The organism is Asticcacaulis sp. AND118, assembly GCF_020535245.1.
Lineage (GTDB): Bacteria > Pseudomonadota > Alphaproteobacteria > Caulobacterales > Caulobacteraceae > Asticcacaulis.
Genome location: NZ_CP084910.1, coordinates 801,293 through 816,023 on the forward strand (window position 1 = coordinate 801,293; position 14,731 = coordinate 816,023).

A 14,731-nucleotide genomic window follows, 5' to 3' on the forward strand; every position below is an offset into this window, starting at 1 on the left:
AACAAACGTACCTGTTTTAAGAAGGGGCGCAAGCGACGTTTAGGCCGTAGTGCGGCGCGATTTCGCAAAAAGTCCGGCAATGCCCAGCCACCAGCCAAGAACGAAGCTGACGCCGTATCCGGCCAGCGGGACGGGGAAGGTGCCGAAGAGCCATGGCAGTGCGCAAGCGAGACTGTAGAGGCTCAGTGCGACCGCCGGGGCGCGGCGGTTTTTGTCCCGCCATAGCCATAGAGGACTCAGCGCGGTCAGGATCAGGCAGGTGAACATGACTATGGCGAGTAGAGGTGATTGTACCCAGGCCATGGACATTACACCTTCCACATGCGGCACGGGCAGCAGAGGATCGGGACGCCACGCGCACAGCAGCGCAGCAAGCAGAATTACGAGTACGCTACAAAGGAAACTGCGTGAACTAAAGCGAAGCCTTGTGAGGGTTAGTACGGCAACCGAAAAAGCCGCCAGTTGCGAACGATCTGGCTGCCATGCCAAAAGAATGGCGATGAGCCCCATTCCGATAAGCCACAAGGCCGGCTCTTGTGCTCCATCCTTTGGTTGGGCAGCGGTCAGCGTAAGAGGCAGGATCAGGGGGGCGACATTGACCTGAACGGGCCCAAGTATCAGCCAGCGATGCACGCCCTCTTGCCCGGCACCGGCGAAGGTCAGGACAAGAAGTAACAGTGCGAGAAGTAAAAGCCACGGCGATGGACGTAATACCTGCGCCAGCCCCAGACACAGAAGACCCCCAACCAGCCACGCGACGGGGTTGCGCAGCCAAACGCCCATGCCCAGCCCGAACTGTTGCAGGGTTAGCGCGCCCAAGGCCACCGTCAGAAATGACAGGACGGCAAAGCCTATGACGAACTGGCGCAACCGATTATCCGCAGATGCCATGATGTATGTGTCCCGCGCGCCGTGCCTGCGTCCCGCCCTGATATCCGCAGCGTCTTTCGGGCGGCGGTTAAAGTCAATGGAACGTAGGGGAGAATTTTTTAAACACAAAAGGCCGGATCGCTGATCCGGCCTTTTGTGTTTAAAAACAGAATGGAGCGGGTGAAGAGGATCGAACTCTCGACATCAACCTTGGCAAGGTTGCGCTCTACCGCTGAGCTACACCCGCTTGTTTCTGTTCAGTTCCACTCCCTAAAGGAAATGGAGCGGGCGAAGAGGATCGAACTCTCGACATCAACCTTGGCAAGGTTGCGCTCTACCGCTGAGCTACGCCCGCATCTTTCCGGCGCGTGGCCGAAGAGGCTGGCCTTATAGACAAAAGCCCGGAACCTTTGCAAGCCCCATGAGGCGTGAATCTGTGAAAAACTTTAGAGGCTCGGCTTTCCCCTCACCCCCTCCCTCTCCCCGTGAACGGGGAGAGGGGGCTAAAAATGAAAAGACCCGACGGGCCGCCCTGACGGCTTTTTCATGGAATGTCAGAGCATCGCCGGTATCACGCGGTCCGGTGGACGGTGCCCGTCCTGCAGCGTCTTGATATTGAGGATCACGCGGTCGCCCATATCGGTGCGAGCCTCGATGGTCGAGGACGCCATGTGCGGCAGCAGCACCGCATTGGGCAGACCGAACAGTTCCGGATTGATGCCGGGCAGGCGCTCATAGACGTCGAGGCCGACGCCGGCGATTTTATTGCCGCGCAGAAGATGGGCCAGCGCCTCTTCATCGACGATCTGACCGCGGGCCGTATTGACCAGAATGGCGTGCGGCTGAAGCTTCGACAGGCGCTCGGCATCGAGCAGGTGGAAGGTGTTGGGGCCGCCCGGCGCGTTGATAGATACCACGTCCATGCGCGCCAGCATCTGATCCAGGTCATCCCAGTATGTCGCTTCCAACTCGTCGGAGATGCGTTGCGACACCGGCTTGCGGTTATGATAGTGGACCTGCATGCCGAAGGCGCGGGCGCGACGCGCCAGAGCCTGACCGATACGGCCCATGCCGACGATGCCGAGGCGCTTGCCATAGATGCGGCGGCCCATCATGAAGGTCGGCGACCAGGCGGAAAATTCGCCGCGCTGCACGGTTTCGGCGCCTTCGACGAAGCGGCGCGCGACGGCGATGATCAGGCCCATGGTCATTTCGGCAGTGTCTTCGGTCAGCACGCCGGGGGTGTTGGTGACGATGATGCCCTTTTCGACGGCCTTGGCGACGTCGATATGGTCGTAGCCGACGCCGAAATTGGCGATCATCTTGAGCTGCTCGCCGCAGGCTTCGATAAAGTCGGCGTCGATGCGGTCATTGATCGAAGAGACGAGCACCTCAGCCTCCTGCGCCGCCTCGATCATCTTTTCGCGCGGCATCGGGTCCTTGTTGAGCCATAGGGTGGTGTTGAACAGTTCGCGGAACCGCGTTTCCACCCCGTCGGGCAGTTTCACGGTCATGACGACCTTCAGTTTCTTGTTCATAATATGAGTTGACCCTCTGGCGGCATTATATGTGTGGGGCTGATTTTTAGGATCTGGTTAACCAAATCTGAAGCTTTGCGGCGCAAGTGTCGGAGACCTTCCCACGCCTCTTCAACCGTCCGTATTCGTCGATGCCGACCCTGTTCAGCCCGCCTTTTGCAGTGAAATCACCACACCATAGGCCGTGCCCCCGCGTCAAGGCGGGCCGGGCGCTTGCCCTGGTTTTGCTGACAGCGTTTTTGGCTGTTTGCGTCGGGAATGCGCCGGTCGCCACGGCCGGCAGCGCCGAGGAGGAGGCGTTCGACACGCCGTCCAAGCAGCCGGTGCCGCGCTGGGCCTCGCTGCGTTCCAACGAGGTTTATGCCCGTTCCGGCCCGACCAAGGAAAACAAGATCCTGTGGACCTATCGTCAGAAGAACCTGCCGGTGCAGATCATTTCCGAAACGCGCGAATGGCGCATGATCTGCGATCCGGACGGCGGCATCGCCTGGGTGCACAAGTCGATGCTGAAATCCCAGCGCAGCATCATCTCGATCGGAACGCAGAAGATCGATATGCTGAGCGGGGCCAAGTCCACCGCGAAGGTGAAGGCAAGGCTCAATCCGCGCGCTCTGGCGGCGCTCGACAAGTGCAAGAACGGTTACTGCAAGGTCTCGGTCGGCAATGTCGACGGCTGGGCGCTGCAGGAGCGTCTGTGGGGGGCGCAGGAAGGCGCGGCGTGCAAACGCCCGGACCCCTTCACGCGGCTGGGCAGCGGACACAGCACGCGCTAGAGCGCAATCCGATAAAGTGGGCACCACTTTTGGCTTCGCCGAACTTCGTTTCGGAAAAATTGCGCGACCACTCAAAAATTCAGCGCGGGATGATGTCTCCATCTGAAATCATCCCGCGCTGAACCCTAAAAAACACGCGAAAAGTCATTGAGCCGCAGGCTCTATGCGTGTAACGCATCTTTACAGCCTGTTACGAACGCGCCATTAAGCGCCGCAATGACAGCACTATGTGCGTGAGATTCTTACCGGAGCCCCAATGAGCGAGCGTCCCTCTTCTTTCGATTACGAAGCCCTTCTGGCGTGTTCGCGCGGCGAAATGTACGGCCCGGGCAATGCCCAGTTGCCGGCTCCGCCGATGCTGATGATGGACCGCATCACCCAGATTTCGAAGGACGGCGGTGCGTTCAACAAGGGCTATATCGAGGCTGAACTCGACATCAATCCGGACCTGTGGTTCTTCGCCTGCCACTTTATCGGCGATCCGGTCATGCCGGGGTGCCTCGGCCTTGACGCCATGTGGCAACTGGTCGGCTTCTTCCTCGGCTGGTCGGGCAATCCGGGCCGCGGTCGCGCGCTCGGTGTCGGCGACGTGAAGTTTACCGGTCAGGTCACGCCGGCCGTCAGGAAAGTGACCTATCGGATCGATATGAAGCGCGTCATGACCGGCAAGCTGATCATGGGCATCGGCGAAGGCGTGGTTCTGGCCGACGACAAGCCGATCTACTCAGCTTCGGGTCTGCGCGTCGGCCTGTTCGACGCCAAGGATCTGGTCTGATCCGGCACCCCTTTGACTACAGGGAAGCGAACCATGCGTAGAGTTGTCATCACTGGTATCGGAATCGTCTCATCCATCGGCACGGGCGCGGAGGAGGTCACGGCCTCGCTGCGCGACGCCAAATCGGGCATCGTTGCGGCGCCCGACTATGCGGAGCTGGGCTTCAAGTGTCAGGTGCACGCCGCGCCGACCATCGGCGACTGGTCGCCCTATGTCGACCGCCGCGCCGCCCGCTTCCTGTCGGACGGTCTGGCCTATGGCCATGTCTCGCTGGAGCAGGCCATCAAGTCGGCCGGCCTCGAAGAGAGCGACATTTCCAACGAGCGCACGGGGATCATCTTCGGCGCAGGCGGGCCTTCGACGCGCACCATCGTCGAAGCCGCCGACACGACGCGCGAAAAGAAGTCGCCCAAGCGCATAGGGCCGTTCGCCGTGCCCAAGGCCATGTCGTCCGGCCCTTCGGCGGTTCTGGCGACGTGGTTCAAGATCCGCGGCATCAACTATTCGATATCGTCGGCCTGCGCGACCTCGGTGCACTGCATCGGTGCGGCGGCGGAGCAGATCATGCTGGGCCGTCAGGACGTGATGTTCGCCGGCGGCACCGAAGAACTGGACTGGACCCTGTCCAACCTCTTCGACGCTATGGGCGCCATGTCCTCGAACTATAATGACACGCCGTCGGTGGCCTCGCGCGCTTACGACAAGAACCGCGACGGTTTCGTCATCGCCGGTGGCGCGGGCGCGGTGGTGCTCGAAGACTATGAACGCGCCAGGGCGCGCGGCGCGAACATTCTGGCCGAGGTTGTGGGTTACTGCGCCAATTCGGACGGTTACGACATGGTCGCGCCGTCGGGCGAGGGGGCGGAGCGCTGTATGCGCGAGGCCCTGCGTCAGGCCGGCGGCCGCAAGATCGACTACCTTAACCCGCACGGCACCTCGACGCCGGTGGGCGACGAGCGCGAAATGGGTGCGGTGCGCAATGTCTTCGGCGATAACGGGCCGCTGATCTCCTCGACCAAGTCGCTGACCGGGCATAGCCTGGGGGCAGCGGGTGCGCAGGAAGTCATCTACTGCCTGCTGATGATGCAGCACGGTTTCGCGGCCAAGAGCGCGCATATCGAGGAGCTGGACCCCGTCTTCGATGGTATGCCGATCCTGCGCGAGCGTCGCGACGGTGCGCTGGAAACCGTCATGTCGAACTCGTTCGGCTTTGGTGGCACCAACGGCTCGATTATCCTGTCGCAGGCCGATCTGTAATTTTCTAGGACTGGAACTCTCACATGGCTGAAGACGGCTGGAAATTCCCCAAGGGCGACCTGATGAAGGGCAAGAAGGGCCTGATCATGGGTGTCGCCAATGACAAGTCCATCGCCTGGGGCATCGCCTCGCAACTCGCGGCTCAGGGTGCGGAGATCGCCTTCTCCTATCTGGGCGAAAGCCTGCTGCGCCGCGTGCAGCCGCTGGCCGACTCCATCGGCGTCAAGCATCTGATTGAATGCGATGTGACGTCGGATGATTCGATGGACGCCGCCTTCGCCAAGCTGAAAGACGTGTACGGCGAGATCGACTTCGTCATCCACTCGGTGGCCTTCGCCAACAAGAACGAGCTTCAGGGCTCCTTCGTCGAGAACACCACCCGCGAAGGCTTCCTGCTGGCCATGAACGTCTCGGCCTTCTCATTCGTGGATGTGTCGCGCCGCGCCGCCGAACTGATGCCGAATGGCGGTTCGCTGGTGACCCTGACCTATCTGGGCGCCGAGCGTGTCATCCCCAACTACAACACCATGGGCGTCGCCAAGGCGGCTCTGGAAGCCTCGACCCGCTATATCGCGCGCGATCTGGGGCCGAAGGGCATCCGCGTCAACGCCATCTCGGCGGGCGCCATGCGCACCCTGAGCCTCGCCGGTATCTCCGGCGGCCGTTCGCTGCACGCCAAGTCGGGCCAGTTCTCGCTGATGAAGGAAGAGACCTCGATGGAAGGCGTTGCGGGCGCGGCCCTGTGGCTGGCCTCCGATCTCGGCCTGTCGACCACCGGTGAAGTCGTGCACGTCGATGCCGGTTTCCATGTCGTGGGCTTGCCGGAAGACATCGAAGTCTAGGAAATCGCGGTCTTTGGCCGATTAGTACGTCGCCGTCGCTTGCAGGTACTTATATACCTGCGGCGCTAGAGCGAGATGATGTTTCCACTTTAAATCATCTCGCTCTAAAGAGCGGGTGGCTGAGCGTGTCGCGCACGGTGGCCATCATATTCCGGATATTGACATCGAACGTCGCTTCCCCCGTAGTCTGCGTAATCTGATGTTGGTTTACAGGCTGGCCGTCAGCGAATGCCGTGCCTATTTAAATACAGGAGATGTGCCGCAGCGTCTTTTCGAGCAATCCGGAGATATGATCATCGTATTCGACGAGGATGTGTATGCGGCTAATGGAGAGCAGCCGATTGACCGACAAGTCTGAGTTCAAGCGAAAATCAGAGCAAGCCTTTGCCGCCTTGCAAGGGGCTGTGTCCGACGCCATCGAGCGCAAGCGCCGTCTGGGGCAGTACTGGGTCGTCTGGGACGGTGAGAAGCCGGTCGAGGTCTATCCTGAAAATGCCGTTGACCGTCCGGCTGCCGAATGACTGTAACGACTTTCGGACCGCCGCCGTCACTGGGCGATATAGAGACCGCGGCAAGAGATACGCTGGCCAAGCTGCCGGAGCCTTTTGCCGGTTATCTGCGCGATGTCGTGCTGATCATCGAGGACTTCCCTTCCGAGGACCTGCTGGCCGAATTGGGTATGGAAGACCCGTTCGAGCTGACGGGCCTGTACACGGGCCGTCCGGCGGAAACCGAGGTCTATACCGGCGATCTGCCGCCGATGATCCACCTGTTCCGCCGTCCGATCCTCGATGAGTGGGCCGAGACGGGCGTGCCCCTCAATGAGTTGGTGGCGCACATCCTGATCCACGAGGCCGGGCATCATTTCGGCCTCAGCGACGACGATATGGAGTGGCTGGAGGACGAACTGAAAAAGCCCGTTCACTGATCACTTACGATTCTTCGTCTTCGCCTCCGGCATCAGCACGATCACCCCGCCGCCATTGGCCGCCATATCGAGCGTCAGGCTCTCGCCCTTTGCCGTCCTGATCTGACGGCGTTTCAGGGTTGAGACGCTCTCGCCGTCCTGCCAGAGGGTCGCCGTGTATGCGCCGTCGCCTAGGAAACCCAGCGGCACCTTTACGGACTTCGCCTTGTCCGTCATGCCGCCGATGAACCAGCGGTCGCCTGAGCGTCGGGCGATGACCACATGGTCGTCTATATCCCCGGCGATGAAGCGCGTCTCATCCCACGAAGCGGGCACGACTTTCAGGAAATCGACGCCGTCTTCGAGGGAGCCGTCGGCTTTTTTGTAGGCCGGGGGGCTGTCCGACACCATCTGGAATGGACTCTCATAGACCACATACATGGCCAGCCCGGCACCGCGCGTGGTCATGACGTAGGGATTGATGAAGCGCTGTTCAGCCGGGAAATCGTCAGGCCTGGCATGGCGGAAACCGCCCGGCGTATAGTCCATCGGCCCCAAAAGACCACGGGTAAAGGCCAGAGTCACATTGTGCTTTGCCGTGATGCGCCGGCTCCACTTGTTGTTCTCGGCCCCCAGCACGCCTTCCTGCGTCATGTAGTTGGGATAGGTCCGCGTCAGGCCCGCCGGCGGAAAGGCCCCGTGCAGGTCGACCATCAGCCTGTGATCGGCGGCTTTTGACAACAGTCGGTGATAAAAGGGCATGATCTCCTGATCGTTGCGGTTCAGGAAATCGACCTTGACGCCCTTCACGCCCCATTTCTCATAGATTGCCAGCGCTTCGTCCAGTTGCCTGTCGAGTTGCTGCCACTGCAGCCAGATCCAGACGCCGACCCCCCTGGCTTTCGCATAGCGGACGATTTCGGCGATATCCATTTCCGGCTTGGGTCTGGTCACGTCGGCGGCGGGGTTCGGCTCCACGGTCGAGCCGACCGACCAGCCTTCATCGATGAGGATATAGGCGAAGCCCATCTCCGCCGCGAAGTCGGCATAGGCCTTGTAGGTGGCGGTATTCATGCCGGAAACCTGGCCATTGGCGTTGTGCGGGGCGGGCAGCGGGAACTGATTGCCATTCCACCAGTCCCAGGCCGACAGACCCGGTTTGATCCAGCCTGTGTCGGCAATCTTCGAAGGCGCGGCCAGTGCATTGATCAGTTCGGATTCGATCAGTTGACCGGCGCTATCGCCCAGCATGACCACGCGCCAGGGCGTGCGGAATCCTTGCGCCGCATCGATGTGCGCCGCACGCGTGTTGAAGCGCGCGCCGGGGTCGTTATCCTTGCGCGGGGTGAGCGTCAGGCGCACGCCCGGCGCGCCGTCATTGAGGCCGGTATAATAGGCTCCGGGATAGATCTGCGGATCGGATTCGGCGATGGCGAAGGCCGCCTCCCCGGTTCGGCACACCACCGGGGCCTGAAACAGATGGAAGGGACGGAACTGCGAGGCCCTGATGGCGTCGTGCTCGCCCTCGAAGCTGTTCTCGTAGCGGCCCTGATTAAGACCGTGGCAATCGTAATCGCCGGCGAAGCGATAGGCCGTGGCCTCGTCCTGAATGTCCAGTGCGCCGACGCCATCCTGCGCCGGGATGACGTAGCGGAAGGCCACCCCGTCATCATAGGCGCGCACCATCAGTTGCAGGCGCGGCAGGTCGGCCTTGCCGGTGTCGAAGGTCAGGGTGCTCTGACCGTAGGCCGCGCGGACGTGCTTCGTCTTGCCGACCGGCAGGGTGAAGTCGTCGATACCGGTGGTGGTCGCCTGCGCCGCCAGCTTGAGACCGCCGTCGCCCAGCGTGGTGCCGAAGGGCGGGCGGTTTTGCAGAACAAGGCCCAACGCAGAGGTGTCGATGATCGCCTTGCCGTTACGGCTGATGCGATAGGTCAGGGCGCCGGAATCGCTGAGAGTCACCTCGATGGTGTTGCGGCGGTCAGGAGAGGCGGTGGAAACGGTCTGGGCCGATGCGGCGCCCGTCGTCAGGGACAGGCAGAAGGCCAAAAGGGCGACGGACCGTTTCATGAAGAACTCCCTGTTTTATCTGTTCAGGGCAGGAAGCCGCAAAGTGCGACGAGGGTCAAGCGCTTAAAGGAAAGCCGATACAGCTATTAAGCTTCAACCATTACGCGTATTAATCTCAGGTTAAGAGAACAGCATTATTCTTGTGACTTCGGCGTGTTATGCGCGTCGTTCAAGTGTGCGTTCCTAGTATCAGGGCTTATCCGTATGCGTACCCCCGACCTGCCTGCCGCTCCACAGCCGCGCACCGATCCGCATCGGGGGAAGCTGCCTGCTTCCGAAATCTACATTCCTCCCCACCATTCCGGCCTCATCGGTTTCATCGAGACCGTGATCCGCTTTACCCGCCGGTTTTGCTACGGCGTGTAAACGGCAGGCGTGCCTGCCGCGGCGGGAGGGACCGGATTGCCTCCCGCCGAAACTCTTAAAGCGCATTCCAAAAAGTGTGCAGCGGTTTTTGAAATCAAATGCGCGATAAAGCTAAAGCTTACGAGGCGCGGTAATCGTTGAGCACGACGCCGACCTGTGCGGCTTCGTCCTCGTGCTCCGGCTCGCGCACGGTTTCGGCCAGTGCGGCCTCGTACCACGCCTGCATGGCGGGTAAGGCCAGAAGCCGCTCGACATAGGCCTGCGCTGGCGGGCTCAGTGGCAGGCCGTAGGTCTGCACCCGGAAGGCCACCGGGCAGTAGAAGGCGTCGGCGGCGGTAAAATGCTCGCCCGCCAGGAACGGTCCGCCGAAGCGGCTCAGTCCTTCGCTGAATAGGGCGTCCAGTCGGTCGATATTGCGTTGAAGTGCGGGCGTGATCTCGTGCAGGCGGATGCGCAGGCCGCAGTTCATGGTGCAGATATTGCGCAATACGGAAAAGCCGGAGTGCATCTCCGCCGCCGCCGAACGGGCGAAGGCGCGGGCTTCGCGGTCGGCGGGCCATACCGCCGGATGGGCTTCGTAGACATATTCGGCGATAGCCAGCGAATCCCACACGGTCAGGCCGCCATCACCCAGCGCCGGAACCAGCGCCGTGGGCGAGAAGGCCTTGAACTGCACATTCTCGCCAATGGCGGTCGAGAAAAAGTGCATGTGCTCGGTGAACGGGATGTCCAACGCGCGCAGCAGCACCCACGGCCGCAGCGACCACGAGGAATAGTTCTTGTTGGCGATATGCAGGTCGTACATCAGGGCCTCCGTTTGATAGGGAGCCATTATGTACACAGCCGCTAAAGCCCGGAAGTGGCGAAACTGACGCTCATCGTATAAAAACTGCCAAGCTTTAGCCGATCAGACCTACCCGAACTGGAAACCGCTGACCGCCGTGTTCATCGGCTTAAGCACTTCGTCATAGGTGCGTACCCCCGCCGCATCGCTCGCCGCGCCGGCGGCGACGAACAGCGGCACCAGATGGTCCTCATGCGGGTGAGCGATGCGCGCGCCGGCGCCTTTCGACCAGTCGCGCAACAGGGCCTCGCGCGCTTCGCCGCGATGGGCCGTCAGCGTGTCGTTCAGCCAGTCGTTGAAATGGTGCGAGCCATTGATCGGCTCATAGGCCAGACTCATGCGGATAAGCGCCTTGAGGTCGTGGAAGCTCATGCCCGAGGCGACGATCAACACGCCTTCGTCACGTAAGGGGGCGAGCGCCTTGCCCAGAGCGATATGGTCCGCAGGGTTCCAGTTCTTCTTGATCGACAACTGCACCACCGGAATGTCGGCGTCGGGATACATCAGCAGGAAGGGCACGAAGACGCCGTGGTCGTAGTCGCGCGTGTCGTCGCGATCGACGCGGATGCCGGCTTCACCGGCCAGGGCGACGACGCGCTCGGCCAGTTCGGGCGAACCCGGCGCGGGATAGTTCAACTGGTAGGTATGTTCCGGAAAGCCGTAATAGTCGAACAGCATGCCGGGCTTCGCCTTGGTCTGGACGGTGAACGCGTCCGTCATCCAGTGGGCGGAAATGACCAGTATGGCCTTGGGACGCTGGCCCACCTGCTGCGCAATGCCGCGCAGATAGTCGCCCATGCGATCCCAGATATGCGGCGGGTTCCAGTCCATGAAGAAGCACGGACCGCCGCCGTGCGGGATATAGAGGGTGGGCAGGGGGCCTTGTGCCGTCATGGTCGCTAACCTGAAAACAAAACGGGGCGCGGTCTGACCGCGCCCCGTGAAATGAACCGGGAGGCCGGTCTTACTTCTTGTTGGCTTCCGAGGTGATGACGAGGCTGATTTCGTCGCTCACCGCCGGAACGTAGGCGCCGATGCCGAAGTCCGAACGCTTGATCTGGCCCGTGGCGCTGAAGCCCGCGGTCTTCACGCCCTTCATGTTGGCGCCGATCTTGTTCAGCTTGACATCGAGCGTCACCGGCTTGGTCACGCCGTGGATGGTCAGATCGCCGGTCACCTTGGCGGTGTCCTTGCCCGACACCTCGACCTTGGTCGACTTGAAGGTCGCGGTCGGGTACTTGGCGGCGTCGAAGAAATCCGGCTTCTTCAGGTGCTCGTCCAGGGCGGCGACGCCGGTGTTCAGGCCGTCGATGGCGAAGGAAACTTCGACCGACGAGGCGGCCGGGTTGGCTTCGTCCAGCACCAGCGTGCCGACGGCGTTCATGAACTTGCCGGTCGGCTTGGAGAAGCCGAAATGGGTCCACGAGAAGACGACTTCGGTATGGGTCGCTTCGATGGCGAAGGTTTCGGGCGCGGCGAGGGCCGGGCTCAGAGAGCCGGCGAACAGGGCGGCGGCCAGAAGGGTGGATTTGAAGACGTGACGCATGACGGGCTCCTTGGAACGAAAATCAGTTATACGTAACAATAAGGGTTACGGTTGCGGCTGGCAAGGGCGAAACGCGAAAAAAATAACACGAACCTTCTATTACGTACGAAAGACGGCGGCGTTCACAGTTAAGCGTCGAATTGTCGCTTTTGCGTGACAGGTGGCGGCAATCTTGGCGAAGGCGGCGCGATTGTGGCGTCTGCAACCATAGTGTCATAAGCTTTCGTTAAGCCTCTCTCCCGATTGTCCCTCTGTGACCCGAAGGAAGCTCTCCATGTCCGTCCTGCGTCTTGCCCCCGTTTCCCTGCTGGCCCTGATGGTGGCCGCGCCTGCTGTCGCCCAGACAGACGTCAAGACTGAGGTCAGGACGGAGGTCAAAACTCAGGCCGATGATGGCGCCGTGCCGGAAATCGTGGTCACGATGCAAAAGCGCGAGCAGAAGCTGCTCAACGTCCCAGCGGCGGTGACGGGGTTCAACGCGTCCTTCATGAACGATGTCGGCATCACCGACTTCGCCGAACTGTCGCTGTTCGTGCCGGGGTTCGAAGTGCAGGATCAGTCGCCGAACAATCCCGGCTTCGTGATGCGCGGCATCACCTCCGATTCGGGCGCGGCCACCGGCGAAGCGCGCGTGTCGGTGTTTCAGGACGGCGTGTCGATCTCGCGTTCGCGCGGGGCCTATGTCGAACTGTTCGATCTCGATCGCGTTGAAGTGGCCAAGGGCCCGCAATCGACCCTGTTCGGCCGCGGCGCGCTGATCGGCGCCGTCAACGTCATTCAGGCCAAGGCCAAGCCGGTGCTGGACGCCCGCGCGGCGGTCAGCGTCGGCGACTACGACTACCGCATGGTCGACGCCATGGTGAATGTGCCCCTGACCGAAACCCTGGCTGTGCGCCTGTCGGGGCGCACCAAGCACCGCGACGGCTATACCGAGAACCTGCTGGGGGGTGAGAACTTCAACGGTCTCGGCACCGACGCCCTGCGCTTCACGGCGTCCTGGCATCCGACCGACACCCTGCATTTCGACCTGATCACCAACTATCAGAAGGACTCGACCCCGGGTACGGGCTTCAAGTCGGGCACCTTCAACCCGACAAACCCGCAAACCGGCGCGGTGATCGGCGACCTGTCGCCCACCTCCGGCGCGGCTCTGGCCAATCCGTCGGGCTTCAAGAACCGCGATCTGGGTCTTGAGCGCACCGTCACCGGCACCACGCTTCTGGGTGAGTGGCGTCTGTCCGGCGACTACCGCCTCTCGTCGATTACCGCCTATCGCCGCTTCTCGGCGTCGGAAGTGTTCGACGCCGACGGCATGTCCCTGCCGGTTCTGGCCGTCGCCGAAGACGCCAGGGGCAAGCAGTGGTCGCAGGAACTGCGCCTGAACTACGATGCCGGCGGCGCCGTGTCGTGGTTCGCCGGTCTCGGCTACTTCAAGGAAGAGGCCGAAACCCGCGTGCCGATGCAGATCGACGAGCGCGTCGCCGGCCTGTTCCTGACCAACAACCTGCCGCGCCCGACGCCGCTGTCCCTGCCGATGATCGCCGCCGCGGCTCCGACCGCCTTCGGCCCCTTGGCCCCCTATATCAACAGCGCCCACCGCGAATCCTCGGCCAACTATGGCGAGACGGAATCGATCGACGCCTATGCCGACGTCACCTGGCGCGTCACGCCGAAGCTCGAACTGAGCGCCGGTGTGCGCTATACGCAGGACGACAAGGTGTCGGGCTATTCGGCTTCGGTGGAAACCCCGTCGGTGCTGGCCGCCGCTTCGAGCCTGACGCCGGTAATCACCGCCAATGTGCAGGCGCAGGTGACGCAACTGGTGACGCAGTACGTCATGGCCAATGGCACCATGCCGCCGCAATCGCAGATCAATGCCTGGACGGCGGCGGTGACTCCCGTCGTCGTGCAGGCCGTCGTGGCCGGCATGCCGCCGGTCGGCATCTTCAAGCAGCCGACGCCAGGCAACGGCAACCGCATCGATCAGAGCTTTTCGGATGACGGCGTGACCTTCCGCCTCGTCGGCCGCTACGCCTTCAGCGAGACGGTCAATGCCTACGCCTCGGTGGCGCGCGGCCGTCAGCCGAAGGTCCTGTCGGGCGATTCGGGCGCGACCCCGCTGGCCGCGCCGAAGTTCACCTATGCCGACGCCGAAACGGTCGACAGCGCCGAAATCGGCCTGAAAACGCGCCTGATGGGCGGTCGCCTGAGCTGGGACACGGCGGTCTACGGCTATAAGTATGAGAACTTCCAGACGCAGGTTTCGACCTCGACCGGCGGCCTGATCACGGTCAGCGCCGGTGAAGCCGACGCCTACGGCCTGGAAACGCAGGCCTATTACCGCGTGACGCCGGGGGCCGACCTCTTCCTGACCTACGCCTACAGCCACGCCCGCTTCGGCAATGGCCTGTACGAAGGCAACCGCTTCCGCCTGAACCCGGATCACAGCCTGTCGCTGGGCGGCCGCTTCAAGTTCGCGACGCAGAACACGCGCTTCTGGTTCACCCCGACCTATACCTGGCAGTCGGAGGTGGTGTTCAGCGACGACAACGACCTGCCGCAGCATCAGCCGGCGGTGCCGAACCTGCGCCCGGTGGCCGACACGAAGCCGGACGAGACGCAGAAGGCCTATGGCCTGCTCAACCTGCGTCTGGGCTTCGCGCCACTGAACGCGCCGTGGTCGGTCGAAATCTTCGCCGACAACGTCACGGATGAGGCCTATATCAAGGATGCCGGCAATACGGGCGACAATCTCGGCATCGCCACCTTCATCGCCGGTGAGCCGCGTATAGTCGGCGTGACGCTGCGCTTCAACTACTGAGCATGATCGCCTCCCCATTGCGGCGCGATGGGGAGGAGGGCCTGTGAATAAGCCTGTGAACAAAACTGTCACGCAGGCGCAATAACGCTGTCACCGAAGCACCTTATGGCCATTCCCGACTC

The 14,731-nt window shown here is 62.0% G+C and carries 15 protein-coding genes and 2 tRNA genes; 9 read left to right on the forward strand and 8 right to left on the reverse strand.

The features are described 5' to 3' along the window. Positions 1-39 precede the first annotated feature (39 nt). From LH365_RS03830 to LH365_RS03845, 4 genes are all read right to left on the reverse strand, one after another. Positions 40-870 carry a hypothetical protein gene (locus LH365_RS03830; protein ID WP_226744881.1) on the reverse strand — a complete coding sequence of 277 codons (831 nt, stop codon included), beginning with the start codon at positions 868-870 and terminating at the stop codon, positions 40-42. Between the two features lie 172 nt (positions 871-1,042). Then, positions 1,043-1,117 (reverse strand) — tRNA-Gly (locus tag LH365_RS03835). A gap of 33 nt (positions 1,118-1,150) precedes the next feature. After that, positions 1,151-1,225: transfer RNA gene (locus LH365_RS03840), tRNA-Gly, on the reverse strand. Positions 1,226-1,424: 199 nt separating this feature from the next. Next, entirely contained in the window at positions 1,425-2,411 is a 987-nt protein-coding gene (locus tag LH365_RS03845; RefSeq protein ID WP_226745438.1) for a D-glycerate dehydrogenase, read from the reverse strand. Between the two features lie 236 nt (positions 2,412-2,647). On the opposite strand from LH365_RS03845, the gene LH365_RS03850 reads away from it, so the two are divergent. From LH365_RS03850 to LH365_RS03880, 7 genes are all read left to right on the forward strand, one after another. Then, on the forward strand, positions 2,648-3,181 hold the full coding sequence (locus LH365_RS03850; RefSeq protein WP_226744882.1) for an SH3 domain-containing protein: 534 nt from the start codon (positions 2,648-2,650) through the stop codon (positions 3,179-3,181). A gap of 256 nt (positions 3,182-3,437) precedes the next feature. Beyond that, a complete protein-coding gene (gene fabA / locus LH365_RS03855) occupies positions 3,438-3,956 on the forward strand; it encodes a 3-hydroxyacyl-[acyl-carrier-protein] dehydratase FabA (protein ID WP_226744883.1) in 519 nt (172 codons plus the stop codon). A 33-nt stretch (positions 3,957-3,989) separates the two neighbouring features. After that, the gene (fabB, locus tag LH365_RS03860) at positions 3,990-5,213 is read left to right on the forward strand and encodes a beta-ketoacyl-ACP synthase I (protein WP_226744884.1); all 1,224 of its coding nucleotides are present in this window, start codon (positions 3,990-3,992) and stop codon (positions 5,211-5,213) included. A gap of 23 nt (positions 5,214-5,236) precedes the next feature. Continuing rightward, complete coding sequence (locus tag LH365_RS03865) at positions 5,237-6,055, forward strand: enoyl-ACP reductase (RefSeq protein WP_226744885.1); 819 nt, start codon at positions 5,237-5,239, stop codon at positions 6,053-6,055. A gap of 115 nt (positions 6,056-6,170) precedes the next feature. Then, positions 6,171-6,413 (forward strand): hypothetical protein, encoded by a 243-nt coding sequence (locus LH365_RS03870; RefSeq protein ID WP_226744886.1) that lies wholly within the window; start codon positions 6,171-6,173, stop codon positions 6,411-6,413. Further along, positions 6,397-6,576: a hypothetical protein gene (locus tag LH365_RS03875; RefSeq protein WP_226744887.1), complete on the forward strand. Its 180-nt coding sequence runs from the start codon at positions 6,397-6,399 to the stop codon at positions 6,574-6,576. The genes LH365_RS03870 and LH365_RS03875 overlap by 17 nt, the downstream gene beginning before the upstream one ends. Beyond that, positions 6,573-6,983, forward strand: a complete 411-nt coding sequence (locus tag LH365_RS03880; RefSeq protein WP_226744888.1) for a metallopeptidase family protein — start codon at positions 6,573-6,575, stop codon at positions 6,981-6,983. The genes LH365_RS03875 and LH365_RS03880 overlap by 4 nt, the downstream gene beginning before the upstream one ends. Here the strand turns inward: LH365_RS03880 and LH365_RS03885 are convergent, their stop codons facing one another. Beyond that, entirely contained in the window at positions 6,984-9,032 is a 2,049-nt protein-coding gene (locus LH365_RS03885; protein ID WP_226744889.1) for a glycoside hydrolase family 97 protein, read from the reverse strand. A 204-nt stretch (positions 9,033-9,236) separates the two neighbouring features. On the opposite strand from LH365_RS03885, the gene LH365_RS03890 reads away from it, so the two are divergent. After that, positions 9,237-9,398, forward strand: coding sequence for a hypothetical protein (locus LH365_RS03890; RefSeq protein ID WP_226744890.1), 162 nt, complete (start codon positions 9,237-9,239; stop codon positions 9,396-9,398). A 118-nt stretch (positions 9,399-9,516) separates the two neighbouring features. On the opposite strand, the gene LH365_RS03895 is transcribed toward LH365_RS03890, so the two are convergent. The 3 genes from LH365_RS03895 to LH365_RS03905 all read right to left on the reverse strand — a co-directional run bounded on the left by LH365_RS03895 (position 9,517) and on the right by LH365_RS03905 (position 11,788). Next, positions 9,517-10,230, reverse strand: a complete 714-nt coding sequence (locus LH365_RS03895) for a glutathione S-transferase family protein (protein ID WP_226744891.1) — start codon at positions 10,228-10,230, stop codon at positions 9,517-9,519. Between the two features lie 81 nt (positions 10,231-10,311). Next, on the reverse strand, positions 10,312-11,136 hold the full coding sequence (locus LH365_RS03900; RefSeq protein ID WP_226744892.1) for a class III extradiol ring-cleavage dioxygenase: 825 nt from the start codon (positions 11,134-11,136) through the stop codon (positions 10,312-10,314). A gap of 70 nt (positions 11,137-11,206) precedes the next feature. Continuing rightward, complete coding sequence (locus tag LH365_RS03905) at positions 11,207-11,788, reverse strand: YceI family protein (RefSeq protein WP_226744893.1); 582 nt, start codon at positions 11,786-11,788, stop codon at positions 11,207-11,209. Positions 11,789-12,062: 274 nt separating this feature from the next. Between LH365_RS03905 and LH365_RS03910 the strand changes: the two genes are divergently transcribed. Beyond that, positions 12,063-14,609, forward strand: coding sequence for a TonB-dependent receptor (locus LH365_RS03910; protein ID WP_226744894.1), 2,547 nt, complete (start codon positions 12,063-12,065; stop codon positions 14,607-14,609). Positions 14,610-14,731 lie beyond the last annotated feature (122 nt).

Coding starts and splice junctions, on each gene's coding strand:
- LH365_RS03895 (WP_226744891.1), bottom strand. CDS start 10,230: ATGGCTCCCTATCAAACGGAGGCCCTGATGTACGACCTGCATATCGCC.
- LH365_RS03900 (WP_226744892.1), bottom strand. CDS start 11,136: ATGACGGCACAAGGCCCCCTGCCCACCCTCTATATCCCGCACGGCGGC.
- LH365_RS03910 (WP_226744894.1), top strand. CDS start 12,063: ATGTCCGTCCTGCGTCTTGCCCCCGTTTCCCTGCTGGCCCTGATGGTG.
- LH365_RS03890 (WP_226744890.1), top strand. CDS start 9,237: ATGCGTACCCCCGACCTGCCTGCCGCTCCACAGCCGCGCACCGATCCG.
- LH365_RS03865 (WP_226744885.1), top strand. CDS start 5,237: ATGGCTGAAGACGGCTGGAAATTCCCCAAGGGCGACCTGATGAAGGGC.
- fabB (WP_226744884.1), top strand. CDS start 3,990: ATGCGTAGAGTTGTCATCACTGGTATCGGAATCGTCTCATCCATCGGC.
- fabA (WP_226744883.1), top strand. CDS start 3,438: ATGAGCGAGCGTCCCTCTTCTTTCGATTACGAAGCCCTTCTGGCGTGT.
- LH365_RS03885 (WP_226744889.1), bottom strand. CDS start 9,032: ATGAAACGGTCCGTCGCCCTTTTGGCCTTCTGCCTGTCCCTGACGACG.
- LH365_RS03905 (WP_226744893.1), bottom strand. CDS start 11,788: ATGCGTCACGTCTTCAAATCCACCCTTCTGGCCGCCGCCCTGTTCGCC.
- LH365_RS03880 (WP_226744888.1), top strand. CDS start 6,573: ATGACTGTAACGACTTTCGGACCGCCGCCGTCACTGGGCGATATAGAG.